21 protein-coding genes and 1 tRNA gene are annotated in these 25,155 nt (G+C 59.7%); 15 read left to right on the top strand and 7 right to left on the bottom strand.

Annotated elements, in window-relative coordinates; all coding sequences use genetic code 11:
* Window positions 1-219: 219 nt before the first annotated feature.
* The 3 genes from gpt to FS804_RS01070 form a co-directional block, all read right to left on the bottom strand.
* Window positions 220-717, bottom strand: coding sequence for a xanthine phosphoribosyltransferase (gpt, locus tag FS804_RS01060; protein WP_063949108.1), 498 nt, complete (start codon window positions 715-717; stop codon window positions 220-222).
* 290 nt (window positions 718-1,007) lie between these two features.
* The gene (locus tag FS804_RS01065; protein ID WP_144574040.1) at window positions 1,008-1,853 is read right to left on the bottom strand and encodes a universal stress protein; all 846 of its coding nucleotides are present in this window, start codon (window positions 1,851-1,853) and stop codon (window positions 1,008-1,010) included.
* Window positions 1,854-1,947: 94 nt separating this feature from the next.
* Entirely contained in the window at window positions 1,948-2,739 is a 792-nt protein-coding gene (locus FS804_RS01070) for a competence/damage-inducible protein A (RefSeq protein ID WP_063948832.1), read from the bottom strand.
* Between the two features lie 279 nt (window positions 2,740-3,018).
* Here FS804_RS01070 and wrbA point away from each other — a divergent pair, with 279 nt between their 5' ends.
* Window positions 3,019-3,618, top strand: coding sequence for an NAD(P)H:quinone oxidoreductase type IV (gene wrbA / locus FS804_RS01075; protein WP_063949109.1), 600 nt, complete (start codon window positions 3,019-3,021; stop codon window positions 3,616-3,618).
* A 485-nt stretch (window positions 3,619-4,103) separates the two neighbouring features.
* On the opposite strand, the gene FS804_RS01085 is transcribed toward wrbA, so the two are convergent.
* Window positions 4,104-4,349, bottom strand: coding sequence for a DUF982 domain-containing protein (locus tag FS804_RS01085; protein WP_144574042.1), 246 nt, complete (start codon window positions 4,347-4,349; stop codon window positions 4,104-4,106).
* A gap of 94 nt (window positions 4,350-4,443) precedes the next feature.
* Complete coding sequence (locus FS804_RS01090; RefSeq protein WP_144574044.1) at window positions 4,444-4,749, bottom strand: hypothetical protein; 306 nt, start codon at window positions 4,747-4,749, stop codon at window positions 4,444-4,446.
* A 646-nt stretch (window positions 4,750-5,395) separates the two neighbouring features.
* Between FS804_RS01090 and FS804_RS01100 the strand changes: the two genes are divergently transcribed.
* The 8 genes from FS804_RS01100 to exoR all read left to right on the top strand — a co-directional run bounded on the left by FS804_RS01100 (window position 5,396) and on the right by exoR (window position 14,535).
* The gene (locus tag FS804_RS01100) at window positions 5,396-5,548 is read left to right on the top strand and encodes a DUF3309 family protein (RefSeq protein WP_003495626.1); all 153 of its coding nucleotides are present in this window, start codon (window positions 5,396-5,398) and stop codon (window positions 5,546-5,548) included.
* 241 nt (window positions 5,549-5,789) lie between these two features.
* A tRNA-Cys gene (locus FS804_RS01105) sits at window positions 5,790-5,863 on the top strand.
* Between the two features lie 57 nt (window positions 5,864-5,920).
* Window positions 5,921-6,151: a hypothetical protein gene (locus FS804_RS01110; RefSeq protein ID WP_246665837.1), complete on the top strand. Its 231-nt coding sequence runs from the start codon at window positions 5,921-5,923 to the stop codon at window positions 6,149-6,151.
* Window positions 6,152-6,334: 183 nt separating this feature from the next.
* A complete protein-coding gene (locus FS804_RS01115) occupies window positions 6,335-7,006 on the top strand; it encodes a protein-L-isoaspartate O-methyltransferase (protein ID WP_063948836.1) in 672 nt (223 codons plus the stop codon).
* A gap of 384 nt (window positions 7,007-7,390) precedes the next feature.
* Window positions 7,391-8,380, top strand: coding sequence for a cell division protein PopZ (gene popZ, locus FS804_RS01120; protein ID WP_144574047.1), 990 nt, complete (start codon window positions 7,391-7,393; stop codon window positions 8,378-8,380).
* 216 nt (window positions 8,381-8,596) lie between these two features.
* Window positions 8,597-11,440 (top strand): valine--tRNA ligase, encoded by a 2,844-nt coding sequence (locus FS804_RS01125; RefSeq protein WP_144574048.1) that lies wholly within the window; start codon window positions 8,597-8,599, stop codon window positions 11,438-11,440.
* A gap of 452 nt (window positions 11,441-11,892) precedes the next feature.
* Window positions 11,893-13,185 carry an outer membrane protein transport protein gene (locus tag FS804_RS01130; RefSeq protein ID WP_063948839.1) on the top strand — a complete coding sequence of 431 codons (1,293 nt, stop codon included), beginning with the start codon at window positions 11,893-11,895 and terminating at the stop codon, window positions 13,183-13,185.
* Window positions 13,186-13,740: 555 nt separating this feature from the next.
* The gene (gene exoR, locus FS804_RS01140; protein WP_063948840.1) at window positions 13,741-14,535 is read left to right on the top strand and encodes an exopolysaccharide production regulator ExoR; all 795 of its coding nucleotides are present in this window, start codon (window positions 13,741-13,743) and stop codon (window positions 14,533-14,535) included.
* 41 nt (window positions 14,536-14,576) lie between these two features.
* Here exoR and xth read toward each other — a convergent pair whose 3' ends face one another.
* A complete protein-coding gene (gene xth, locus FS804_RS01145) occupies window positions 14,577-15,374 on the bottom strand; it encodes an exodeoxyribonuclease III (protein WP_144574050.1) in 798 nt (265 codons plus the stop codon).
* A 96-nt stretch (window positions 15,375-15,470) separates the two neighbouring features.
* Window positions 15,471-15,803, bottom strand: a complete 333-nt coding sequence (gene erpA / locus FS804_RS01150; protein ID WP_022556278.1) for an iron-sulfur cluster insertion protein ErpA — start codon at window positions 15,801-15,803, stop codon at window positions 15,471-15,473.
* 215 nt (window positions 15,804-16,018) lie between these two features.
* On the opposite strand from erpA, the gene FS804_RS01155 reads away from it, so the two are divergent.
* The 6 genes from FS804_RS01155 (at window position 16,019) to scpB (ending at window position 25,037) form a co-directional block, all read left to right on the top strand.
* Window positions 16,019-17,236, top strand: a complete 1,218-nt coding sequence (locus FS804_RS01155; RefSeq protein WP_144574052.1) for a deoxyguanosinetriphosphate triphosphohydrolase — start codon at window positions 16,019-16,021, stop codon at window positions 17,234-17,236.
* Window positions 17,237-17,311: 75 nt separating this feature from the next.
* Entirely contained in the window at window positions 17,312-19,069 is a 1,758-nt protein-coding gene (argS, locus tag FS804_RS01160) for an arginine--tRNA ligase (RefSeq protein WP_144574054.1), read from the top strand.
* Window positions 19,070-19,135: 66 nt separating this feature from the next.
* Window positions 19,136-22,138 (top strand): SPOR domain-containing protein, encoded by a 3,003-nt coding sequence (locus FS804_RS01165; protein WP_144574056.1) that lies wholly within the window; start codon window positions 19,136-19,138, stop codon window positions 22,136-22,138.
* A 254-nt stretch (window positions 22,139-22,392) separates the two neighbouring features.
* Entirely contained in the window at window positions 22,393-23,409 is a 1,017-nt protein-coding gene (nagZ, locus tag FS804_RS01170) for a beta-N-acetylhexosaminidase (RefSeq protein ID WP_144574058.1), read from the top strand.
* A gap of 55 nt (window positions 23,410-23,464) precedes the next feature.
* Window positions 23,465-24,310: a ScpA family protein gene (locus FS804_RS01175; protein ID WP_144574060.1), complete on the top strand. Its 846-nt coding sequence runs from the start codon at window positions 23,465-23,467 to the stop codon at window positions 24,308-24,310.
* Window positions 24,303-25,037: an SMC-Scp complex subunit ScpB gene (gene scpB, locus FS804_RS01180; protein WP_144574062.1), complete on the top strand. Its 735-nt coding sequence runs from the start codon at window positions 24,303-24,305 to the stop codon at window positions 25,035-25,037. Before FS804_RS01175 ends, scpB begins: the two co-directional genes overlap by 8 nt.
* Window positions 25,038-25,155 lie beyond the last annotated feature (118 nt).

A 25,155-nucleotide genomic window follows, 5' to 3' on the forward strand; every position in this document is an offset into this window, starting at 1 on the left:
AAAAAACCGCCCTCGGTGGGGCGGCGAAAGCGTGGATATTGCTGGGGGGCGAAGTTCCCGCGGTTGTTACATCCGCACTCCGTCACCCCGGACTAGATCCGGGGTCCAGCGCGATCAAGTCCTTGATCGCGAACGACTTTCTCACGGCGCAGACGCGCCGTGGCTGGATTCCGGCTCAAGGCCGGAATGACGGAAGAGAAATGGGTTCCATGGGGGCAATCAGCCGCGCGATCCCTTGGCGATCGGCTCCTGATAGGTGAAGCCCATGTCCCAGGGGAAATAGATCCAGGTGTCCTGGCTCACTTCGGTGACGAAAGTATCGATGGTCGGCACACCCTTCGGCTTGGCGTAAACGCAGGCAAAATGCGCTTTCGGCAACATTTCGCGCACTTCGAGAGCCGTTTTGCCGGTATCGGTGAGGTCGTCGACAACAAGCACGCCTTCGCCGGCGTCGGCCGTCAACTCGGGGGCCACACCTTTCAGGAGAACCGTATCGCCCTGGTTGACGTAGTCATGGCGCGTGGCGATGCAGACGGTGTCGATCAGGCGGATGTTGAGTTCACGGGAAATGATCGCCGCCGGAACGAGGCCGCCGCGGGTGATACAGACGATCGCGCGAAACTCTTTGTCGAGGCCGGCAAGACGCCAGGCGAGCGCACGGGCGTCGCGGTGAAACTGGTCCCAGGAAACGGGAAAGGCTTTATCGGGAAGGGACATGTCGTCTACCATCTGGTCAAAATTGTCGATGGCTTTGGCTAATAGCGGCAAGACAGGCAAAAAGGCAAGCGTTCCGCAAAAAGGTGAGTGCGGGAGATTACGGCTTGGTTCTTCTCCCCACGGGGGAGAAGGTGGCCCGAAGGGCCGGATGAGGGGGCAACGGTAGAGAAATGCGGAGGGCTTGCCCCATCATCCGCTGCCGCGGACTTCTCCCCGGCGGGGAGAAGAAACAAGCGGCAATCGCCAACTTCATGTCGAATGTTGAGGGGTTATCCGCACCCGATCCATTTTCAGCGCGACAGCAATGTCATCGCCGTCATGGAATCGAGCAGCGTGCGGGTGACGCCGCCAAACAGCAGTTCCCACCAGCGGGAATGGCCATAGGCGCCCATGACAAGAAGGTCGATGCTGTTGTCGGAGAGGCGGTTCTCGATGGCAGCCTGCGCCGAAATTCCGGCGATCTTTTCCTGCGAGGTGACGGTGACATTGACGCCGTGGCGGGCAAGCGTGGCGGCGAGTTCGGTGCCGGCGAGACCGGCAGACAGCGTTTCGCTTTCGGCCTGGTCGACGGAGAAGATTTCGACGCTATCGGCGGCTTTGAGAAAGGGCAGGGCATCGAAGGTGGCGCGGGTTGCCTCGCGCGAGCCGTTCCAGGCGATCAGGACCCGTTTGATCGGTTTGGCAACCGTCAGCACATGCGGAACGAGGAGAACGGGACGACCGCTTTCGTAGAGGAAACTGTCGATATCCGTGCGGCTGTCTGATAGTGCTGAGGAATTGCTCTGGCGGGCGACGATGAGGTCGGCGCAGCGGGCGCTGTCAATCGCGGCAGACGAGGCGTAGCCAACGGATGTGACGAAGCTGCGCCATTCATGCGAGATGCCGTTTTCTGACAGCGTGCGCTCAAAAATCGTGCCGACATCGGTGGTTTCCTTATGCGCCACATCCTGCAGCGCCTGCACGGTGGCGGGATCGGGGATTTCCATCGGTGCGACGAGTGGAACGGCGGCCAGCGTTTCCATGTGCAGGCCGATCACATGTGAGGAAAACTGGTCGGCAAGGCCGACCACGAATTCGCCGAGCTTCTGCGTGTTCGAAACATTGTCGACCACTGCCAGGATCGTTTTGTAACCCATTTTTCTCTCCTCGGTGACATTTCGTTGCTGTGGGGAGAATGGCCGTCTTTGCTGATGGCCACCTTGATTTTGGTCAATCTCGCACACGTTCGCCTCAGGCGGTGGCATCACCCTTGCTGGCGGCCAGTTGCTTCTCCTGGCCGATCGCTTCGATCATGGCCGCCACGGCATCGGCGGCCGCCTTCAGCACGCCGGCATCGCGGGCGCGCACGACGATTTCGGTCGAAAATCGCTGCCCGTCATATTTCGGGTAGGAACCGATGCTGGTTTCGGGATGGGCCTTCTGGATAGCCGTCAGCGGCGTGCCGATATCGCCTTCGCCATAGGGCGAGCGCACCGCCTGCGACATGACCTTGGCGCCGGTGCGCAGGGTCGGCATGACATTGTCGAGCATGGCCTGGAATACCTGCGGCACGCCGGCCATGACATAAACATTGCCGATGATGAAGCCGGGGGCGACGGAAACGGGATTGGCGATATGGGCCGCGCCTCTGGGCATGCGCGCCATGCGCTTGCGCGCCTCGGTGAACTCCATCTCGCGGGCGCGATACATGTCCCCCAGCAGGCGCAATGCCTCGGCATCGTGTTCGCAGGGCAGGCCAAACGCCGCAGAAACCGCATCCGCGGTGATGTCGTCATGGGTCGGGCCGATCCCACCTGATGTGAAGACGTAATCGTATCGGCTGCGCAGCGCATTGAGTGCGTCGACGATCGCATCTTCCTCATCGGCAACAATGCGCACTTCCTTGAGGTCGATGCCGGACATGGTCAGCACATCCGCAAGGTGGCCGATGTTCTTGTCCTTGGTGCGGCCGGACAGAAGCTCGTCGCCGATGGCGAGCATGGCGGCGGTGACAACGGAAGAGGTGGAGGAGGGACTGGACATGGGTGCACTCGTGAGCTGTTTTACGTGACGTTAGACCCGCGCCAGCGCGAATGCAAAGCTGTTTTAAAGAAACGCAGAATATGGAATTATTTGACGATGGCCTGGAGTGTTCAGTGATCGTGAACAGTGCGTATGCCAATCACCGGCTGGTGAGATAGCGGCCCGTCCGCTACTCTTTTGTCATACGGTTTTTACAGGTTAAGGCCGATGATCATCGAGTTTTTAAAGAAGCTTGTCGCCGGTACGCCGGAAACAGTTCCAGCAAAGGAAACGCAGAGAATGACGAAGGTTCTGGTACTCTATTATTCCTCCTACGGCCATATTGAGAAAATGGCCTATGCAGTTGCCGAAGGCGTGAAGTCCACCGGCGCAGAAGCGGTGGTAAAGCGCGTTCCCGAACTGGTTCCGGAAGAAGTCGCCAAGTCCTCGCACTTCAAGATGGATCAACCTGCACCCGTAGCGACGGTGGATGAACTGGCCGAATATGACGCCATCATCGTCGGTGCCGGCACACGTTTCGGCACGGTTGCCTCGCAGATGCGCAACTTCTGGGACCAGACCGGCGGCCTTTGGTTCAACGGGAAGCTCGTCGGCAAGGTCGGCTCGGCCTTTACCTCGACAGCCACCCAGCACGGCGGTCAGGAATCGACCATTCTCGGTTTCATTCCCACATTCCTGCACCATGGCATGGCCGTTGTCGGTCTGCCCTATGCATTCCAGGGCCAGATGGGCGTCGATGAAATCAAGGGCGGTTCGCCTTATGGCGCTTCCACCATCACCGATGGGGACGGGTCCCGCCAGCCTTCGGAGATCGAACTGGAAGGCGCGCGGTTCCAGGGAGCCCATGTGGCGAAGATTGCCGCCAAGCTTTCTGCCTGAGCCTGAGCCAAACCCTCGCAAAAAAGAAATGCGGCCCAAAAGGCCGCATTTTCTTGCCCCGGCGGTATTTAGAGCCGGGCCGTCCGATAATTTATCAGGAGCTTCAGATCGGCAGATTGACCATCAAAAGGCAACTCGCGACCACGACGCCGATCATCGAAATTTCAAGAAAACTGTTAAGACCGTCACGCATATCAATCCTCCTTGTGATAGGCGAAAAGAGAACGATCAGAGCTTGCGGCAGTTCCATGACGGGAGAACGAAATTCAGGATTTTTTAAGACGTTCCTGACGGTCGCGACGTCGCGCCTTAGCCGGTGACAACAAAGGCGACGACGAGATGGCCGATCAACCCGATCGCCAGGCAGGAAAGAAGAAATATAAACAGTGCTTTTTTCATGTTCGACATTGCTTCCGTCTGTTGCGATTGGTCGAGCAAGCCACCGGCAGAATGGCGGCACCTAACTGGCCTACGCCGCGAAAATATCAGGCCTTGAGATCAAGACCCGCTTCGACTGCTGCCGCGATGAAGGCCTTGCGGGCATCCTCAGGCTTTTTGCGACCGGCATCGACGGCGGCGCAAACGAGAAGCGCCCTGTCGAGCGCCTCGCCATCCTCGATCGGCCAATCCTCGATCAGCGCCCATGAGGCCGCCTGTGTGGTGTCGATGCTCGTGTACTCGCCCGGCGTTTCAAAGGCGATCAGAACGGGTTTCTGCCAGCGCGTATTCATCGCCTATCCATAATGGTTGTCGTGCCCGGCTCTAAACCAAGCGGCTGGCCTGCGCAATGCCGTCAGCGGGCCAATTCAGCCGGCGAGGGTGCGGTCAGTCGTCGCGCCCGAATAGCCAGTCACGGATGATGCGGCGGTCGATAAGCTCCAGCGAGCGATCGGGCGCAATGCGGTAGGTCTCGACGGCCCTTGTGCTGCCATCGATGCGGAACTCGTGCTTGAAGGTGCTTCCGATCGGCGATTTCGTCAGCTTTGTGCGCGGCTGTCCCCGATAGGTGATGCTGCCGGGAATGGGCTCCACATAGGGCGCCGGACCGACATAAGCGCCGGGCCCGCCGGTGCTGCATCCGGCGAGTAAGAGTGCAAGGGCTATTGTGGCCGATGATGCGAGCGTTCTCATCCTGTCCTCCCGAATACGTGCCCGAATACGCCAGTAAAAACGATATGAAGGCACGGCGGTTCCCCAAGACGCGCGCCCTCAGATGAATTCCGGCGCTACTTGTGCTTCGGCCCCTGAATATCGTGGGCGACCCAGCGAAAGAAAAAGTAGATGAAGAGCGCAAAGATGAAAAGCGGGATGAGGTTTGCAAAACCGGACATGTGATTCTCGTTTCTCCCTCCCGGTCCCGGTCTAGCCGCAGCAAAGCCGTGAAGGCAAGGGAAAGGCGAGCGTGGCTGCTCACATATTAGTGTTTTCGCATGTCGGTTGGGAGCCGGCGGGGAAGGGGCGGGAGAGATCCGGCGCACTGCCAGCGATGCCAGATCTCTCCGTCTCCCGCCGGTTTCCTGGAACGGGTGACTGGGTTGAATATGAACAACAACTGCCGATAGATATAGGCTGAGAAATCACCTCGAAAAAATTGTATTTCCGGTCGCGTCCTGTACAGCGCCATCGTTCCGATCACCATAGACGCGGCTGGATGTAACTCGTTGAAACAGAACGGGATGTCGACCAGAATTTCGCCGTCGAAACCGCAGCAAGGGGAACTTTTTGTTCGCCAAGACATTTAGCCGGGCAGATACATGCCAACAGTGGAGGGTTACACATGCTCGGCACCATCCTTGTCATCCTGCTCATTCTGTTTCTGATCGGCGCATTGCCGAGCTGGGGATACCATAATTACGGTTACGGTCCGTCGGGCGGTCTGGGACTGGTTCTGGTGATCGTCCTGATCCTCGTGCTGCTCGGGCGTATTTAAAGTCCCGCCCCCCGGAAAATCGGCAGCAGCCCGTATCCGGCACATAAAGCGCCGGATACGGGCTCTGTTTTTCGAAATGACGCCTTGAACCAAAAAGCCTCGCAATCTGAGGCGGTTAACGGAAACGACCCTGCTGTGTGATCTTGGGGTCCGAAAAAACACCACATTCCGAATGAACCCTCTTGCGCCCATAATGGATTCGTTCTAAATGCCCGCCATCGCTTGATTGATGAGCGTGTGAGGCCTCGTGGCGGAGTGGTGACGCAGAGGACTGCAAATCCTTGTACCCCGGTTCAATTCCGGGCGAGGCCTCCAAAAAAACTCCCACATCTGTGTTTTGTTGTATCTCCGGTCCGCGGATGTTACGAGCGCATGCTGTCTTCGGTGGCCATGCGGGAGGTGAACGTGGATCAGGGTGAGCGGGACATCGCGGGCGAGGGTGGCAAGAGAAGGCTTTGGCCGTGGCTGCTCGTGGGTTTTGTCAGTATCATGGCGATTTATGCCTATGTAACGACGGTCGAGATGATCGAAGAGACGGCGCGGCTCTGGAGCGATCTCGTGCAGCTGTTCTGGTGGATCATGCCTGACATTCCCGCTTCCTGACGACCTATCCTGTGTCGATTGCGAGAAATTTGCATCATTCGTCTGCGCTTTTTGAGACGGGAGCCGATGAGCGCGCTTGAAAGCGCAGCGTCTGCCAACTATGAGATTGTTCTAACGGCCGGCTGCATCTTCCGGCCTGGGCTCAATTTTGGCCCCTATCCTTGAAATTGAGGCGATAAGGACATGATGGATTTCGAAACCGCACGCGCCAATATGGTCGACAGCCAGCTGCGCACGACCGACGTAACGTCGCACTCGGTGCTCAAGGCGTTTCTGAGCGTGCCGCGCGAGGCGTTCGTGCCGGCCGGCGTGCGCCAGATTGCCTATGTGGACGAAGATCTCCAGATCTGTCCCGCCCGGGATGGCCGTCCGGCCCGTTACATCATGAAGGCGTCGCCGCTGGCGAAACTTCTGCAGCTTGCCGCTGTTTCCAAGGAAGACGTGGTGCTGGAGATCGGTGGCGGTTGCGGTTATGCGGCCGCCATCCTGTCGCAGCTTGCCGGTTCGGTCGTGTCGCTGGAGAGCGACGAAGCTCTTGCCGCGCAGGCAACCGAAACGCTGGCTTCCCTCGGCTACGACAATGTTGCCGTCGTCACGGGTGATCTGGCCAAGGGCTATGCGAGCGAAGCGCCCTACGATCTCATCTTCCTCAATGGCTCGGTGGAAGAAGTTCCGGCGGCGCTGACGGACCAGCTGCGCGACGGCGGACGCCTAGTCGTCGTTGTCGGATACGGCAATGCCGCAAAGGCCACAGTCTATCGCCGTGATGGCAATAGCACGTCTGCGGCGACTTTCTTTAACGCATCGGTCAAGCCGCTGCCCGGTTTCGCCAAGGCGGCCGAATTCGTTTTCTGATCGGCTGACGATCAGCTGACTTGTTAATGCCGGCGCGTATTTTTCGCGCCGGCTTTTTCATGTCCGAACCACTGTGCAGCACTTCTTCCCCGGTGCCCCAGATAAAGCTGTGCATCACCACGAAACGCATCGAATCAGTGATTTAGTTCCTGATGCTGCTGACTTACACTAAAGGTGATTCGGGGTGTGCGTATTTCTGCCCCGTGAGACCTGGGACAGGGACAGCGGAGCGCCAAGGCACTTTTGCCCGTCATGTTTCAGAACATCGGCGCGACAACCATTTCGGTTGCCGCGAGGCGGTGTGCGAATTGAACAGGTCAAAGGCGCTTATGCCGTATCCAAGGGTGTGGCGGGTGCTTGAAAATGTGGAAACCGGGGATTGATATGGCCCAGCCAAGCGTAGCGCGTGAACCGTCCATGGAAGAGATTCTGGCATCTATCCGCCGGATCATAGAGAGCAACGAACCCGGACCTGCCGGCGCGTTTTCGGGGCCCTTGCCGCCGGTTTACGATGATGAAGACGAGGCTGCGAGTGAGAGCCCGTTCCTTGCCGAGCCCATCAGCCCGCCGGCCCGCGTTCCCCCCGCCGCAAATCAGCCTTATGGTGCACGCCCCGCGCCGGAATTTGCGCCGGTTTCCGCAAGTGCGGTAAGCGAACGGCAGGAAACCGCCGCGGAAAAGACCATGTCGCTTGCTGATGTCGCCGCCCGTGTGCGTGCCGCGGCCGACCGCAATGCCGCCATGGGCCCGCAGGCTTTTGCTGCACAGGCGCAACGTGGCGCGGTTGAGATGACACCGTCTCCTGCCTCTGCGCCCTCGAATGCGTCGCAGCCAGTGTCCGCGGCTTCTTCGGAGCGCGCTGCACCCCAGCGTCCGACGGATGTCCGGCCGCTGATGGCGGCTGTTGCAGCCGCAGGTATGGCTGAACAGCCTGCCCCCTTCGTCTCGGAAGATCGCGCCGCCGCTGCGGCCATCGAAAGCGCGCCGTCGCCGGAAAGCCGTTTTGACCAGCTCTCGTTGCGCGGCTCCATCGATGCGGCTCCGGCCGTGACGCAGGCAGACGCGTCAGCTCAGGAACCTGTCGTCGAGACGGCGACTTTCGAACCCGTTGAGGAGCTGGCGCCGGAAGAGACACATGGCGATAGCGGCCTGTCGCTCAACCTGATCTCCGCCGCTGCCGGTGCGCAGATTGCCCGGTCGTTCAGCGAACTGGCGGAGGTTTTCGACGGCGTCGAGCGGCGCTCGATCGAAGATATGGCTGCGGAGATGCTGCGCCCGATGTTGCAGGACTGGCTGGAAGACAATCTGCCGACGCTTGTTGAACGTCTGGTGCGTGAGGAAATCGAGCGGGTGGCGCGCGGTTCGCGCCGCTGAATCCCGGTCTGCGCATCCGCAATTGCTGCTGATGCGATGAAACAGCGGCCGCTCCGGCAACGGGGCGGCTTTTTTGTTGAAGATGAAGGTGTTATGGGGTCATAGTCATCAGAGGGTCCGCTCAATGGTCGGCCAGCGGGTGGGTTTCTGTTGACTCTCTCCCGTCCATCCTTATTTAAAAAATCCACACAAGAACTCTAAAATTCAGGTCAGGAAATGCTCGAAAAGACCTACGATTCCGCCTCCGTCGAACCGAAAATTGCCAAAGCCTGGGACGAGGCTAACGCTTTTCGCGCCGGCGCCAACGCAAAACCGGGTGCGGAAACCTTCACCATCGTCATTCCGCCGCCGAATGTGACCGGCTCCCTGCATATGGGCCACGCGCTCAACAACACGCTGCAGGATATTCTGGTCCGCTTCGAGCGCATGCGCGGCAAGGACGTGCTGTGGCAGCCGGGCATGGACCATGCCGGCATCGCCACGCAGATGGTCGTCGAGCGCAAGCTGATGGAACAGCAGCTTCCCGGCCGCCGCGATATGGGCCGTGAGGCTTTCGTGGAAAAGGTTTGGGAATGGAAGGCTGAGTCAGGCGGCCTCATCTTCAACCAGTTGAAACGTCTCGGCGCGTCCTGCGACTGGTCGCGCGAACGCTTCACCATGGATGAAGGTCTCTCCGAAGCCGTTCTCGAAGTTTTCGTCACGCTTTACAAACAGGGCCTGATCTACAAGGACAAGCGCCTCGTCAACTGGGATCCGAAGCTGCTGACGGCGATTTCCGACATGGAAGTCGAGCAGATCGAGATGAAGGGCAATCTCTGGCACCTGCGTTACCCGCTGGAAAAGGGCGTCACGTATCAATATCCCGTCGCTTTCGATGAAAAGGGCAAGCCCACCGAGTTCGAGACCCGCGATTACATCGTCGTGGCGACGACCCGTCCTGAAACCATGCTTGGCGATACCGGCATTGCCGTGAACCCGGAAGACGAGCGTTACAAGGGTATCGTCGGCAAGCATGTCATCCTGCCGATCGTCGGACGTAGGATCCCGATCGTTGCCGACGATTATGCCGATCCGACCGCCGGTACGGGTGCGGTCAAAATCACGCCCGCGCATGATTTCAACGATTTCGAAGTCGGCAAGCGTTGTGGCCTGCGTGCCATCAACGTCATGAATATCGACGGCACGATCACCATCAAGGAGAACGAGGATTTTCTCGAGGGTCTCAGCCATCCCGCAGCGTTGCATGGCGCGTGGGACCGTCTGGAAGGGCAGGATCGCTTTGCCGCGCGCAAGATCATCGTCGAAATCTTCGAGGAAGCCGGTCTTCTCGACAAGATCGAGCCGCACAAGCACGTGGTGCCGCATGGCGACCGTGGCGGCGTGCCGATCGAGCCGCGCCTGACCGACCAATGGTGGGTGGACAACAAGACGCTGGCCCAGCCGGCGATCGCCTCGGTTCGTGAAGGCCGAACCAATTTTGTGCCGAAGAACTGGGAGAACACCTATTTCCAGTGGATGGAGAACATCCAGCCCTGGTGCATCTCGCGGCAATTGTGGTGGGGACACCAGATTCCGGCATGGTATGGCCCCGACGGGCAGGTCTTCGTTGAGAAGACCGAAGAAGAGGCGCTTCAGGCGGCTATCCAGCACTACATTGCGCATGAAGGCCCGTGGAAGGCCTGGGTTGAGGAGAAGCTTGAGAACTTCGCTCCCGGCGAAATCCTGACGCGAGACGAAGACGTGCTCGACACGTGGTTCTCGTCGGCGCTCTGGCCGTTCTCGACGCTCGGCTGGCCCGAGCAGACGCCGGAACTGGCGCGTTATTACCCGACCAACGTGTTGGTCACCGGTTTCGATATCATCCCGTTCTGGGTGGTGCGGATGATGCAGATGGGTCTGCATTTCATGAAGGACGATGCCGGCAATCCCGTCGAGCCCTTCAGCACGGTCTACATCCACGCGTTGGTTCGTGACAAGAACGGCCAGAAGATGTCGAAGTCCAAGGGCAACGTCATCGACCCGCTGGAGCTGATCGACGAATATGGCGCGGATGCGCTGCGGTTCACGCTGGCCATCATGGCGGCGCAGGGTCGCGACGTGAAGCTCGATCCGGCGCGTATTGCAGGGTATCGTAACTTCGGCACCAAGCTGTGGAATGCCACGCGCTTTGCCGAAATGAACGGCGTCAAGCGCGATCCGCATTTCATTGCCGAGACGGCGTCGCTGACCATCAACCGCTGGATCCTGACCGAGCTGGCCAATACGGCGCGCGACGTGACGGCGGCGCTCGAAGCCTTCCGCTTCAACGACGCGTCAGGCATTCTCTATCGATTTGTCTGGAACCAGTTCTGCGATTGGTATCTGGAGTTGCTGAAGCCGGTCTTCGGCGGTGAAGACGAGCAGGCGAAGGCAGAATCGCAGGCCTGCGCGGCCTACGTGCTTGATGAAATCTACAAGCTGCTGCATCCCTTCATGCCCTTCATGACGGAAGAGCTGTGGGCCCATACCGCGGGCGAGGGCGTGGAGCGCGACAACCTGTTGTGCCTCACCGATTGGCCGGAGCCAGAATTCCGCGACGATGCCGCAGCCGCCGAAATCAACTGGCTGATCGACCTCGTGTCCGGCATTCGTTCGGCTCGCGCCGAGATGAACGTGCCGCCCGGCGCAACCGCCTCTCTCGTTGTTGTGGGCGCGAACACATCCACGGAAGCGCGGCTTGATCGCCATGCCGCCGCCATACGGCGTCTTGCCCGGGCGGACGAAATCCGCGCTGCCGACGTCGCACCGAAGGGCTCGGCGCAGATCATCGTCGGTGAAGCAACGGTCTGCCTGCCGCTCGGCAACCTGGTGGATCTGGCTGCTGAACAGGCGCGGCTCGAAAAGGCTATTGGCAAGGTGGATGCGGAAATGGAACGCATCGACAAGAAGCTCTCGAACGAGAAATTTGTGGCCAATGCCGATCCTGATGTCGTCGCCGCCGAGCGTGAGCGAAAGGCGGAGCTGGACGTTCAGCTGACGAGCCTTCGAACGGCACTGAAGCGCGTTAGCGAAGCCGGTTGATCCTCGCCATCATAGACAAGCACGACAAATCAAGCGCCCCGCATCAAGCGGGGCGCTTTGCGTTTTGCCAACTCCTGGAATATTGCGCCGCAGCGTCGAATCGTCACCTGTACATGGCAGGCCAATTTCAAGGGCAGGCCACGAAAATCATCGCTGGGAAGCGAAATAAGCTAATAAAAACGGTCCCATAACGGGGTTTTTTCGCGAAACTTTCAACTGTGGTTATTTGGCGACAATTCCGTTCATCCGTAGTCGATTGTTTCATTTCGCGACGGGATTATCCTAAGGGATTAGAAAAATAACCTAAAATGACTAATTCAAGGCTTACTTATGAAATTCTTACGTAACATATGAGGCGGTGTCGCAGAACTGTGCCACTATGCTGAAGATTGTCATTTGCCTTAAAGCCCTTCACTCTTTTGATGATCACATTGCCTTGATTGGGGAGAGAGATGGCAAAAACTGCAATTTTTCGCGGCGCGGTATGTTTCGCAGTCAGCATTGCGGCGGTAACGCCTTCACTGGCCGGCGGTCTTGAGCGCGGCGGTTATAATATCGATCTGCTGTTCGATCCGTCCGATTACGTTCTGGACAGTTCCGCAACCTTCGTCGCGCCGCAGCGCAAGGTTGAGAATGCACGGGACAATCCCAACAAGAGCCCGACCAGCCCGGTTCCGATCCCGCTGCCATCCAGCTGGAGCACGACCGCCGATGATGGCGAAAATTACTGGACGACGCGCGTTGGCGCCAAGGCCGCTATCGGTGATTTCGGCGACTGCATGTTCGATTATTCCCAGCCGTGGGGTGCGGATCTCAATCCGGGCATCTGGCAGGGCTCCAGCTATAATATCGAAACCAAGGTAAAGTCGCATAATTACGCAACGACTTGCCGCGTGAAGTTCGATCTGGGCAAGGGCGATTTCTCGATCATTGGCGGCGGTTTCTATCAGGAACTGAGCGGCTACAAATATCGTCAGGTCGTTTCGCCCATCGCACTGGCTGCAAATGGCATCCCGACGTCGATCTATAACGGCATCGGCAAGCTGGACATGGAAGGCGATGGCTGGGGCTGGCGCGCCGGCGTGGCCTACGAAATTCCTGAAATCGCGTTCCGCACGAGCCTTGTTTACAACAGCGCCGTGGACGTCGATCTGACGGGTAACGTCAATCTGACCAATCTGCCGATCGGCCTTAATCCGATTTCAGGCCGCATCACGCCCGTCTACGGCAGTGTGTCCATGCCTGATAGCATCGAGTGGAAGGTACAGTCGGGTATTGCGCCCGGCTGGCTCGCTTTCGGTTCGGTGAAGTGGACGGACTGGAGCCAGATCCAGACGATCCCATTCTGCGCCATCGGTTCGCCCACCTGCGTTGCGGGAACGCCGAGCGCTATCAATACGCTCGACCTCTTCTATCGTGACGGCTGGACGATCTCCGGCGGTATTGGCCACAAGTTCAACGAACAGTGGAGCGGCGCCGTCAGCCTGACCTGGGATCGCGGCACTTCGACTGTCATCGGCACGCAGACCGACACCTGGATGCTCGGCACGCAGCTGGTTTATTCGCCCAACAAGAACGTGGAGTTCAAGATTGCCGGTGCGCTCGGTTTGCTCACCTCCGGCAGCTCGTCCATCGGCGGTGCCCCTTGCGGTCCGCTTGGCGCACGTTGCGGCGATGAAGCAGGTTACTCCTTCGGCAACGATCTCGTTGCAGCCATCTCGACCGGCGTGAAGGTCAAGTTCTGAAGGCTTTCAACGTAAGTTGCTAAAATAAAGGTCCGGTTTACCAACCGGACCTTTTTTCATGCGCGACCTGTCATTTCTGTCAGATAAAAGTTTCTGGCCCGGGAGTTTTGTGACGATTTGGCAACACTTTTCTGCAAGCGTGGGGTCGCGTTGGAATGTGAGCATATCTGTCCATTTCCCGCCACAAACAGAGTGCTTGGCTGATGTTTAGAGGCGCGGGAATGAAAGAACATGCGGGCGTTTGATGTGGGCCTGTGGAGTTGCAAAAAGTGAAAACGGGTTTGGATTCAGGGTTTAAGCAAGTAACACGGGAAATTGGCCCGGCTTTCTTGTTTGACACTGGTCGGCGAGCGGGGAAATGCCGTGATATTGCCGGAAATTATGCCTATACCTGTCTTGACGAGAATTTGGAGCAATGACCGCAGATGACCACCGGTGGTGCGCTGGAAAGTGCTGCCGGAGAGGCGCAGTGTGTTCGAAAAATCGCGGCCCGGCGGGGTTCATATTCCGCAAGGATTGGCGTCATGCCGGGAAGAGTGAGAGAAGTTCGCTGAAATGCTGAAATGTGAAGCCAACGTTTTAAAGCCGCTCTTCATGGGCATGTTGCTTGCGTCGCTCGCAATGCCGGTTCTGGCTTTTGACATCAATGCGGGCGTGACGAAGGAGTCTGGTCCTTTCGACCTGTTCAAGTTCGGCTTCAAGGCCTACAAGAACGGCAACAAGGACGAAGCCGTCGAGGCTTATCGTTATGCGGCCGAGAAGGGCCATACCGGTTCGCGCTGGGCGCTTGCCAATATGTATGCCTATGGCGACGGCGTCGCCAAGAATGATTTCGAAGCTTTCAAGATTTACAGCGAAATTGCCAGCCAGGGCGTAGAGCCCGGGTCGGAAGACACCGGCTTTTTCGTCAATGCGCTGCTGTCTCTGGCCGATTATTACCGCCACGGTATTCCCGGAAGCCCCGTCAAAATGGACCTTTCGCAGGCGCGGCAGCTTTATTTTCAGGTCGCCTCCACCTTTGGCGTAGCGGAAGCGCAGTTCCGGCTGGCGGAGATGATCCTCGCCGGTGAGGGCGGGCGCGCGGATGTGCAGCAGGCCAAGAAGTGGCTCAACCAGGCCCGCAAGCACGGCCATGCCGGCGCCATGTCGATCTTCGGCAACCTGATCTTCCAGGAAGGCCAGACGACGCAGGGGCTCGCCTTCATGACGGCGGCGCTCGACAAATGCACGGCGGCGGATTGTACCTGGATTCAGAACCTGCAGGAGCAGGCATTTTCGCTCGCCGGCGAGAATGACCGCCGGGCTGCCATTGCGCTTGCGCAGAACATGCAGTTCAACGACCCGGATTGAACGGGTCGATCAGGCGTTCTTTTGCGCGTGCCGCGAGCCGGTCAGTTGGCCGAACTAAAATCGAAATAACCGCAGACCGGGACGTGGTCGGACGGTTTTTCCCAGCCACGAACGTGTTTTTCAATGCTGACGGTTTCCAGCCTGTCGACCGCTTCCGCTGACAGCATCAGATGATCGATGCGGATGCCGTGGTTTTTCGGCCATGCGCCGGCCTGATAATCCCAGAAGGAATAAAGTCCTGCTTCATCGGTGGTCGCGCGCGCGGCGTCGGTCAGGCCGAGGTTTTCGAGTTTGCGGAAGGCTTCTCGGGTCTTCGGCAGAAACAAGGCGTCGCCTTCCCACACGCGTGGGTCGTGGCAATCGAAGGGTTCGGGGATTACGTTGTAATCTCCGGCGAGAATGAGCGGCTCTTCGAGCGCCAGCCTGTCCTCGGCAAAACGCCGCAGGCGCTCCATCCAGGCAAGCTTGTAGGGATATTTGACCGGATCGTCAGGCGGGTTGCCGTTCGGCAGGTAAAGCGAGCAGACGCGGATCGCGCCCCCTTCGACGGAAAACACGCCTTCGATGAACCGCGCCTGCTCGTCGGCATCGTCGCCCGGCAGGCCACGATTGACCTCATCGGGTTTGACTTTGGAGAGCAAGGCGACGCCGTTGAAGCCTTTTTGGCCATGGGTCTCGATATGATAACCAAGCGCCTCAATCTCCAGCCGGGGAAATCCCTCGTCGACCGACTTGATTTCCTGAAGGCAGACGATGTCAGGTGACGAATCCTTCAGCCACTGGCAGAGGTTTTCGATACGCGCCTTGACGCCATTGATGTTCCAGGTGGCAATCTTCATCGGAGTTTCCCTTTTGTGGGGCTACTTTTACCCGATGGAAAAGCGAATGCCACCGTTTTTGAAAAACGGTGGCGAGGATGTGGTGGATAGATATCGTCAGATCGAGAAGCTGGTGCCACAGCCGCAGCTTGCCACGGCATTGGGGTTCTTGATCTGAAAAGACTGGCCCAGCAGATTGTCGACGAAGTCAATTTCCGAGCCGGCCATATAGACGACCGAAAGGCTGTCGATCAGCACCTTGGCATCGCCGCGGGCGATCACGATGTCGTCATCGGCCGGGTTCTCGGCCAGGTCGAACTTGTAGGAGAAGCCCGAGCAGCCGCCGCCTTCCACCGAGACGCGTAGCGCCTGTTTGCCGGCGTCGGCCGCAACAATCTGCGCGATTCGTTTTGCTGCCGCTTCCGAAAGGGTAATGTCGCTGTTTTCCATGTCGTTCCTCCTGCCGGGGTCAAGAACCGGAGAGCAATAATCTCGATGCCACTATTATAAACCGGTCAAATTAACGGTCTATAGCCTGCGTAAGGGGGTCTGCGCGGCGATGATGCTTTGCGCTGACCTCTGCGATAGGTATGAAGGGTGAATGAAAAGGTCAATGGCCGGGACCAAAAGGACGTCGCGGCCTTAAGAAGTCAACAGGTGGATGCATGATCATAGACCAGCGCGCATTGGGGTTCGGAAGTGGGGAGAGGGCGGTCTTCGCCTCGGATCCATGGACGACGCGCGGACGTCTTTTTCCCGAAGAGGGAAGCCTGACGCGTTCCGAGTTCCAGCGGGACCGTGACCGGATCGTCCACACGACAGCCTTTCGCCGCCTGAAGCACAAAACGCAGGTCTTCATCAGCCCCGATGGCGACCATTATCGCACGCGGCTTACCCACACCATCGAGGTGGCGCAGATCGCCCGCGCGCTCGCCCGTGCGCTGAAGCTGGATGAGGATCTGGCCGAGGGCGTGGCGCTGGTGCATGATTTCGGCCACACGCCCTTCGGCCATACCGGCGAAGACGCGCTGGATGCGGTGTTGCTGCCCTATGGCGGCTTCGACCATAACGCCCAGTCGCTGCGCATCGTCACCAAGCTGGAGCGCCGTTATGCCGAATATGACGGCATCAACCTGACCTGGGAAACGCTGGAAGGCCTCGTCAAGCACAATGGCCCGCTGGTGAATGCGGAGGGCGAGGGCATAAAAGGTCCGGTTCCGCTGCCCATCCTCGAATATTGCCAGCTGCAGGATCTCGAGATCGGCAGCTATGCCAGCCTCGAGGCGCAGGTGGCGGCGATTGCCGACGACATCGCCTATAATACCCATGACATCGATGACGGTCTGCGTGCCGGTTATCTCACCTTTGAAATGCTGGAGGAGGTGCCATTCCTCAGCGGCTTGATGGCGCAGGTGCGCGCGAAATATCCTGTTCTCGACAAGGAACGGTTCGCCAACGAGATCATGCGGCGGCAGATCACCCACATGGTTGAGGATGTGATCGGCGTGGCGCAGCAGAATCTTGCCCGGCTGAAGCCGCAGCGGTCTGCCGACATCAGGGCCGCGGATTTTACTGTCGCGACCTTTTCGCACGAGATGGCCGAGACGGACCGGCAGATCAAGAAGCTGCTCTTTGCCCATATCTACCGGCACCCGGACATCATGCGCATCCGCGCCGGCGCCACGCAGATCGTCACCGATCTTTTCCACCGTTATATGGAGATGCCGGCGGAAATGCAGAGCCACTACTGGGTGGACAGCATTTCCGGCATGAGCGTTGCGGCAAAAGCGCGGCATGTGGGCGACTATCTGGCCGGCATGACCGACAGTTATGCACTGCGCGCCCACCAGCGTCTGTTTGACCGCACCCCCGATTTGAGATAGGGCAGCGGGCGATCGCGAAGCCCGACCGGCTAATATACCGGACATGAACAGAAGCCCTTCGCGCAGGTTGGAACGATGAACATTTTTGCCGATTTCGATACCAGGATCAAAAACGCGCTCGAGACGCTCGACCTCGTGAAAGAGAACCGCGAAAAGGTCGATTTCAGTCGAATTACCGTCGAATCCCCGCGCGATCTCAGCCACGGCGATGTCGCGACCAATGCAGCAATGGTGCTCGCCAAGCCGCTCGGCACCAATCCGCGGGCGCTGGCCGAACTCATCGTGCCGGCGCTTCAGGCGGATGGCGATGTCGATAGCGTCAATGTCGCCGGTCCCGGCTTCATCAATCTCAAGGTTTCGGTCGGTTACTGGCAGCGCCTTCTCGCCGACATGATCGGGCAGGGCATCGATTTCGGCCGCTCCACCATCGGTGCCGGCCAGAAGATCAACGTCGAATATGTCTCGGCCAACCCGACCGGCCCGATGCATGTCGGCCATTGCCGTGGCGCCGTTGTGGGCGACACGCTGGCGAACCTGCTGTCATTTGCCGGTTATGGTGTGACCAAGGAATATTACATCAACGATGCCGGCTCGCAGATCGATGTGCTGGCCCGCTCCGTGTTCCTGCGTTATCGCGAGGCGCTGGGCGAGGATATCGGCACCATTCCGTCCGGTCTCTATCCGGGTGACTATCTCGTTCCGGTTGGACAGGCGCTCGCGGATGAATATGGCATCAAGCTGCGCACCATGCCTGAAGAAAAATGGATGCCGATCGTCAAGGACAAGGCCATCGACGCGATGATGGCGATGATCCGCGAGGATCTGGCGCTTCTCAACGTCCGGCACGACGTGTTCTTCTCGGAGCGCACGCTGCATGAGGGCAATGGCGGGCCGATCCTCTCGGCGATCAACGACCTCACCTTCAAGGGCCATGTCTACAAGGGCACGCTGCCGCCGCCGAAGGGCGAATTGCCTGATGACTGGGAAGACCGCGAACAGACCCTGTTTCGCTCCACCGAGGTGGGCGACGACATGGACCGTGCGCTGATGAAGTCGGATGGTTCCTACACCTATTTCGCCGCCGACGTCGCCTATTTCAAGAACAAGTTCGATCGCGGTTTTTCCGAGATGATCTATGTGCTCGGCGCCGACCATGGTGGTTACGTCAAGCGTCTGGAAGCGGTTGCGCGCGCCGTCTCTGAGGGCAAGTCCAAGCTGACGGTTCTTCTGTGCCAGCTCGTCAAGCTGTTCCGTGACGGCGAGCCGGTGAAGATGTCGAAACGCTCCGGCGACTTCGTCACGCTGCGCGATGTCGTTGACGAAGTCGGTCGCGATCCCGTGCGATTCATGATGCTTTACCGGAAGAATTCCGAGCCGCTGGACTTCGATTTCGCGAAAGTGACCGAACAATCGAAGGATAATCCGGTATTTTATGTGCAATATGCGCACGCTCGCTGCATGTCGATCTTCCGGCAGGCGCAGGAGGCGTTTCCGGGCTTGTCCCCATCGGCGGAAGACATGGCAAGGTCCGTTTCTTTAATTAGCGATATCAACGAGTTGCAGCTGGTTGCTAAGCTTGCCGAATATCCGCGTCTGATCGAATCTGCGGCCCTTTCACACGAGCCGCACAGGCTTGCTTTTTACCTCTATGATCTGGCCAGTTCCTTCCACGGACACTGGAACAAGGGCAAAGACAATCCGGAATTACGTTTTATTAACGATAAAAACCGAGAATTAAGCATTGCCAGACTCGGGCTGGTGAATGCTGTCGCAAATGTTTTGAGGTCCGGCCTCACGCTTTTAGGAGCGGACGCACCTGCTGAAATGCGATAACATCTCACCATTATTTGCTCACAATACGCTGGCAAGAGCTGCAATGCGTAGATGGTGGAACACGTAATGGTCGAAAAAAATGTCGCGTATAACCGGGACACCCGGTCCGAAGGGTTCGCTGACAACGATCCTCTGGCAGAGCTGGCGCGGATCGTCGGCTTTGAAGATCGTCCTTCGCATGCGGGTTCCGACGCTGCGCCACGCGCTGTTTCGCCGGCTACCCGCCGCGAACCCGAATTCAATCTTGAGGACGAGCTGCTTCGGGAGTTTGAGGTTTATGATGCGCCGCACGCCGATCCGGTCGTTCTCGATCCGGCAAACGATGTCCGTGCGGGCATTCATCCCAATGATTTCATGCAGCGCGTCGAGCAGGTGTTTGCCCGCCGCGAGCCGGAGCTTGCGCCGATTGCCGAGCCAGAAGCCGCGGCCGCGCCTGCCCCGCAGGTGAGGGAGGAGCCGCTCCCGGAGGTCGATCAGGCCTATATTCACAATTATGTCGACACGACCACCCAGGACATTCGTGCGGATTTCCGCGACGATGCCGGTGCTGTGGCCGAGGTTTTCGATGTGCATTCTCGCCAGGCGCGCCCTGCCGAGCCGATGGTGTATCAGCCGGCTACGCCACAGGCTGCCTGGGAACAGCCGCAGGCCTCGCAGCCGGAATGGCACGCCATGCCGGAGCTTCCGGCCGACGTCTCCAGCAATGTTCAGCCTCATGCGCCGGAGCCGCAGGCAATCGACCTTGCCGACGAGGTGGAAATAGCCGTCGCCGAAGAAGCGCCCGCGCCGATTTCGGTTCGCCCGCCATCGCACGGCGGTCGTTCCTCGCTGGAGTTTTCAAGCCTGCGTCTGCCGCTTGCCAATTTTGGCGCGCGCCGGGATGTGTCGGCTGGTGACCCGAAGCGGGTTGGGCCGCGTTCCGAGCAGCAGCCTGCCGCAGCCCGTATCGAGCCGCAGGTGGAAGCTGCAGCGCCCGCGCCGGCGGTCGTAAAGGCCGCAGACACTGCGCCGTCCTTCACGCCGCCTAAGGCAGACACCTTCACGGCTGCTGAAGCGGCCGAGCCGGCCGAGAGGCCTGCCGCAAAAAATCTCTCGCCGATGGACGAGCTGATTTACGACGTCGCGAAATATTCGATTCCCGGCCGTGGCGAAGCGCCGCTGGTACAGGCTGTGCCCGCTGCGCAGGTGGTCAAGCCTGAGCCTGCCGTGGTTGCGGCCCCGCCCGTCAAGGCAGCACCGGTAGCCGCTGCGGAGCCGGCAGTATCTGCCGATGATTTCGATTTCGCGGGCTTCAATGATGATGATTTCGAGCTTGCGCTTGACGATCTCGATCTTGACCTCGATCTCTCGGACATCGCTGAAGCCGAGGTTGCACCCGCGCCTGCACCGCAGCCCGTTCGCGAACAACCGGCCGCGCCCGTCGCCGTCCAGGCCGCGGCGCCGCAGCCGGTGAGGGTTCAGCCCGCACCGCAGCCGCGCCCGGCACCTGTTGCCGCGCCTGTCGCTGCCGTTGCCCCCGCGCCGGTTGCTGCCGCACCGGTTCAGGCGCGCCCGGCTGCACCTCAGCCCGTGGCGCCGCAGACGCTGGAAAGCCTGCCTTTCGATCCCTCGCAGATTGGCGAGACGGAAGAACATCCGGAAACAATCGTCGAGATGGACGTGCCGGAATTGCCCGTCGGCGTTTTTGAGCCGAAGCCTGCGCCCCGTCGTCATGAGGAAGACCTCGACATTGACACCGAGCTTGCAACGCTGTTTGCGCCCGCTGTTGCCGGCGGTCTCGACCGTCACAAGCATGCGGAAAATCGCGGCGCTGCCCAGGCGCGTCCGGTTCAGGCGACGGAAGAGGTCGACGAATTCGAACGGGCTCTGGAAGAAGACTTCCGCCGATCTATGCAGGAGGCCGCTGCCTCCCGTGGCAACGCGCCACGTGAAGCTGAAAACACCTATGTCGACCCTCAGGCCGCTTACCGCGATGAGGATGAGGGTGGCGGTCGCCGCTGGATCATGCCGGTTGCGGCTGCAATCGGCCTCGTCCTGATCGGTGGCGGCGTTTACGCGCTGATGTCAGGCGGTTCGTCCGGCACTGGCTCCAATGGCGCGCCGGTCATCATTTCCGCCGATAACGATCCGATGAAGGTTGTGCCGGAAAATCCGGGTGGCCGCGTCGTGCCGAACCAGGACAAGGCGGTTTATGACCGCGTGGCCGGTGGCAGCGCTGCCGATCCGAAGCAACCGGCGCTGATTTCCAGCAACGAACAGCCTGTGGACGTGGTTCAGCGGACGCTGATCCCCGAACAATTGCCGCTGGAAGGTGAAAACGACGCCGATATGGAAGCCGCCGGTACGCCGGTTGGCGAAACCGAGGATCCGCGCCTGCTTTCGCCGGAAGAAAAGGCTGCCCAGAATGAAGGTGCTGCCGCAACCGGCGTTTCGCCGCGCAAGGTTCGCACCATGATCGTCAAGCCTGACGGCACGCTCGTCGCGCAGGAAGTCGATGCACCGGCCGCCCAGCCGCCGAAGGCCGACAAGGTCGACGAGCTTGCAGCCCCGCAGACCGCCAAGCCCGGCGAAGGCGCTCCGGCAGTCATCGCCGCATCGCGGGTTCCGGTCGCACCGGAACAGGCTCAGCCGCAGGCGAACACGCCGGCTTCGGCTAACAAGTCGGCAGCACCGCTCCCAGCGGCGCGCCCGTCCTCGCAGCCTGCAAATGTTGTGGCGACGGTGACGAACCAGGGCAATGTCCGCCCGACCGCGCCTGCACAGCCGCAGGCCGCACAGCAGCAGACGGCAGCCGCAACACCTGCCGCCACCAGCACGCCGTCTGCCGGTGGTTATTATATCCAGATCGCCTCGCTGCCGAGCCAGGCGGAAGCGCAGAAGTCCTACCAGAACATGTCGGCCAAGTTCGGCTCGGTCATCGGTGGACGCGGCGTCGACATCAAGGCAGCCGAAATCGCTGGCAAGGGCACCTTCTACCGTGTTCGTATCCCGGCCGGCGACAAGAACGAAGCCGTGGCGCTCTGCGAAAAGTTCCGCTCTGCGGGCGGCAGCTGCCTCGTGGCGCGGTAAAGAGACGCGCCGGGAAATCCCCGGCGCTGATTGCCTGACGCAGTGGCGGAGCAGCTAACCTCCGTCATGCCGGGCTTTATTGGGCATCCAGCCACGGCGCAGACGCGCCGTGAAACGGACCTTAAGCGATCAAGGATTTGATCGCGCTGGCCCCCGGGTCAAGTCCGGGGTGACGTGTGTTTCATGTTGCCGCCTCCCTAAGGGTCGAGAGTTTGGCGACGTCCGATCCTTCCTTTCCCTGAAAGCGTGACACCATGACCGATTGCAAAGCTATGATCCTCGGATGCAGCGGGCTTTCGCTGACCGCCGACGAGATTGCCCTTTACCGCGATGAGCAACCCTGGGGTTTCATCCTGTTCGGGCGCAATATTGGCGAGCCGCAGCAGATCACCGATCTTGTTGCCGCCATGCGCGAGGCGGTCGGGCGGCCAGATGCCCCGGTCCTGATCGATCAGGAGGGTGGTCGTGTACAGCGCATCAAGCCGCCGATCCTGCAAGCCTATCCGAACGCCCGTATTCTCGGTGAAATCTACGAGCGTGATCGCGATGCCGGTCTGCGCGCCGCCTGGCTGATGTCGCGCCTGCATGCCTTTGATCTTACGAGATTCGGGATCAACATCGATTGCCTGCCGGTGCTCGATGTGCCGGTGGAGGGTGCGAGCAACGTCATCGGTAACCGTGCCTATGGTTATTCACCCATCATGGTTGCCGAGATGGGGCAGGCGGCGGCCGACGGGTTGAAGGCGGGCGGCATGCTGCCCGTCATGAAACATATGCCGGGGCACGGTCGCGGCATGGTGGACTCGCATCATGAACTACCCGTGGTCGACGTGCCGGTCGAGGAGCTGGATGCGCATGATTTCATACCGTTCCGGGCTCTCAACAACGAGTTGATGGGCATGAGTGCGCACCTCGTTTTCAACGCGGTGGACAGAGAACGGCCGGCGACGACATCGCCGAAGGTGATTGAGGAGATCATCCGCGGCCGCATCGGCTTTGACGGGTTGCTGATGTCTGACGACAGCTCCATGAATGCGCTAAAGGGAACGCTGGGTGAGAGAGCTGCGAATATTGTTGCGGGTGGCTGCGATATAGTCTTGCATTGCAACGGTGTGATGAGTGAAATGCTTCAGGTCGTGAAGGAGGTTCCCGTTCTTTCCGGCCGTACGCTGGAGCGGGTGCGGGCTGTGGAGGCTGGCTTCACCGCCGCCGACGCGTCCGATGAAGCAACGCTGAGAGCGGAATTTAACGCCATGTGGGCCGTTTCCTGACAGTCGGGCGGCCGCTCACCCGGGATCAAGGCCGGAAGTTCCGGCGGATGGAACGATGGCCGCAGACAAATCACGAAATTCCACACCGATGGACAAGCTCTGGCAGGATGTGACGCCGGAGCGGCTGACGGGTGAGGCCGGGCTGGTCATCGATGTCGCGGGTTTCGAAGGCCCGCTCGATCTGCTGTTGCACCTTGCCCGCACGCAAAAGGTCGATCTGTCGCGCATTTCCGTGCTGGCGTTGGCTGAGCAATATCTGCAATTCGTGGAAAGCGCGCGGCGTGTGCGCATCGAGCTGGCGGCAGACTATCTGGTGATGGCCGCGTGGCTCGCTTTCCTCAAGTCCAAGCTGCTTATCCCGCAGCAATCCAAGGATGACGGTCCCTCGGGCGAGGAGATGGCTGCGACCCTAGCCTTCCGGCTGAAGCGTCTGGAAGCAATGCGCGAGGCGGCGGAACGTCTCGTCAACCGCGCCCAGCTTGGCCGCGATGTCTTTGCCCGCGGTGCACCGGAACATATTCCGCATATCAACCGCTCGGCCTTCGAGGCCAGCCTCTATGATCTGCTCAGCGCTTACGCCAATCTGCGGCAACGACAGGCGATCACGCAGGTCACGATTGAAAAACGGCAGGTCTGGTCGCTGGTGGAAGCGCGCGAGCTTCTCAACAATCTGCTTGGCGATGTCGGGGAGTGGACCGTGCTCGATCAGTATCTGCTGCAATATGTTCCGGATCCCGCCATGCGGGTGACGGCGATCGCCAGCGCCTTTGCCGCTTCGCTGGAACTGGTGCGCGAGGGATCGCTGCAAATCCGGCAGGAGGGGGCGTTCCAGCCCATCTATATGCGCCGTGGCACAAGGGATGATCGCGCAGGTGACGCGCAGAGGACTAACAATGATTGATCATGATGAGGCTGCCGGGGCGACGATCGTGTCTGATGGCGTGGCCACCGAATCCACGGTGTTTTCCGAACGTCAGCTGAAGGAGGCCGAGCGTATCGCCGAGGCGCTGGTTTTTGCCTCTGCCGAGCCGGTTTCCGTGGGCTTCATAGCGGAGCGCCTGCCGCGGGGGATCGATGTCCTTGCCACTCTTGAGCGCCTGAAAGCCGCTTATGCGGATCGGGGTGTCAATCTCGTGCAGGTGGGCGGGCAATGGGCATTCCGCACAGCGGGCGATTTGTCCTTCGTCATCCGCACGGAGGAAAAGGAACCGAAGAAGCTCTCGCGCGCGGCGCTGGAAGTTCTGGCGATTATCGCATATCATCAACCGGTGACACGTGCCGAGATCGAAGAAATCCGCGGTGTGCAGACCTCGCGCGGCACGCTTGACGTGCTGATGGAGGCGGGCTGGGTGCGTTTCCGGGGCCGTAGGCGAACGCCAGGCAGACCCGTGACCATCGGCACCACGGTTGAGTTTCTCGACCATTTCGGCCTTGAGGAATTGCGCGATCTGCCGGGGCTCGAGGAGCTGAAGGGGGCAGGGCTGCTTTCCGGCCGGATCCCTTCCAATTTCGGCGTGCCCCTGCCGATGATGAGCGACGAGCTGCGCGAGGATGAAGATCCGATAACGCAACTTGATCTGGAAGAGCTGGGCCTGCTTGCGCCTGGTGGTGGCGACGGCGACGATTGAGATCGTTATCGCACGGGCGACAAGACGCAGAAACTTTATGCTCACACCCTGTTGAACCGGCGATTTGTCGTTTGTAAAAGCCTTTCAAACGTCTTACATCGTCTGAAAGCGAAATTCA

It is taken from the genome of Agrobacterium sp. DE0009 (assembly GCF_007680755.1).
Taxonomy (GTDB): domain Bacteria; phylum Pseudomonadota; class Alphaproteobacteria; order Rhizobiales; family Rhizobiaceae; genus Agrobacterium; species Agrobacterium tumefaciens_B.

What these genes read in the sequence shown, in the direction of transcription:
- gpt (WP_063949108.1), bottom strand. Translation starts at nt 717, where the DNA reads ATGTCCCTTCCCGATAAAGCCTTTCCCGTTTCCTGGGACCAGTTTCAC.
- FS804_RS01065 (WP_144574040.1), bottom strand. Translation starts at nt 1,853, where the DNA reads ATGGGTTACAAAACGATCCTGGCAGTGGTCGACAATGTTTCGAACACG.
- FS804_RS01070 (WP_063948832.1), bottom strand. Translation starts at nt 2,739, where the DNA reads ATGTCCAGTCCCTCCTCCACCTCTTCCGTTGTCACCGCCGCCATGCTC.
- wrbA (WP_063949109.1), top strand. Translation starts at nt 3,019, where the DNA reads ATGACGAAGGTTCTGGTACTCTATTATTCCTCCTACGGCCATATTGAG.
- FS804_RS01085 (WP_144574042.1), bottom strand. Translation starts at nt 4,349, where the DNA reads ATGAATACGCGCTGGCAGAAACCCGTTCTGATCGCCTTTGAAACGCCG.
- FS804_RS01090 (WP_144574044.1), bottom strand. Translation starts at nt 4,749, where the DNA reads ATGAGAACGCTCGCATCATCGGCCACAATAGCCCTTGCACTCTTACTC.
- FS804_RS01100 (WP_003495626.1), top strand. Translation starts at nt 5,396, where the DNA reads ATGCTCGGCACCATCCTTGTCATCCTGCTCATTCTGTTTCTGATCGGC.
- FS804_RS01110 (WP_246665837.1), top strand. Translation starts at nt 5,921, where the DNA reads ATGCTGTCTTCGGTGGCCATGCGGGAGGTGAACGTGGATCAGGGTGAG.
- FS804_RS01115 (WP_063948836.1), top strand. Translation starts at nt 6,335, where the DNA reads ATGATGGATTTCGAAACCGCACGCGCCAATATGGTCGACAGCCAGCTG.
- popZ (WP_144574047.1), top strand. Translation starts at nt 7,391, where the DNA reads ATGGCCCAGCCAAGCGTAGCGCGTGAACCGTCCATGGAAGAGATTCTG.
- FS804_RS01125 (WP_144574048.1), top strand. Translation starts at nt 8,597, where the DNA reads ATGCTCGAAAAGACCTACGATTCCGCCTCCGTCGAACCGAAAATTGCC.
- FS804_RS01130 (WP_063948839.1), top strand. Translation starts at nt 11,893, where the DNA reads ATGGCAAAAACTGCAATTTTTCGCGGCGCGGTATGTTTCGCAGTCAGC.
- exoR (WP_063948840.1), top strand. Translation starts at nt 13,741, where the DNA reads ATGCTGAAATGTGAAGCCAACGTTTTAAAGCCGCTCTTCATGGGCATG.
- xth (WP_144574050.1), bottom strand. Translation starts at nt 15,374, where the DNA reads ATGAAGATTGCCACCTGGAACATCAATGGCGTCAAGGCGCGTATCGAA.
- erpA (WP_022556278.1), bottom strand. Translation starts at nt 15,803, where the DNA reads ATGGAAAACAGCGACATTACCCTTTCGGAAGCGGCAGCAAAACGAATC.
- FS804_RS01155 (WP_144574052.1), top strand. Translation starts at nt 16,019, where the DNA reads ATGATCATAGACCAGCGCGCATTGGGGTTCGGAAGTGGGGAGAGGGCG.
- argS (WP_144574054.1), top strand. Translation starts at nt 17,312, where the DNA reads ATGAACATTTTTGCCGATTTCGATACCAGGATCAAAAACGCGCTCGAG.
- FS804_RS01165 (WP_144574056.1), top strand. Translation starts at nt 19,136, where the DNA reads ATGGTCGAAAAAAATGTCGCGTATAACCGGGACACCCGGTCCGAAGGG.
- nagZ (WP_144574058.1), top strand. Translation starts at nt 22,393, where the DNA reads ATGACCGATTGCAAAGCTATGATCCTCGGATGCAGCGGGCTTTCGCTG.
- FS804_RS01175 (WP_144574060.1), top strand. Translation starts at nt 23,465, where the DNA reads ATGGCCGCAGACAAATCACGAAATTCCACACCGATGGACAAGCTCTGG.
- scpB (WP_144574062.1), top strand. Translation starts at nt 24,303, where the DNA reads ATGATTGATCATGATGAGGCTGCCGGGGCGACGATCGTGTCTGATGGC.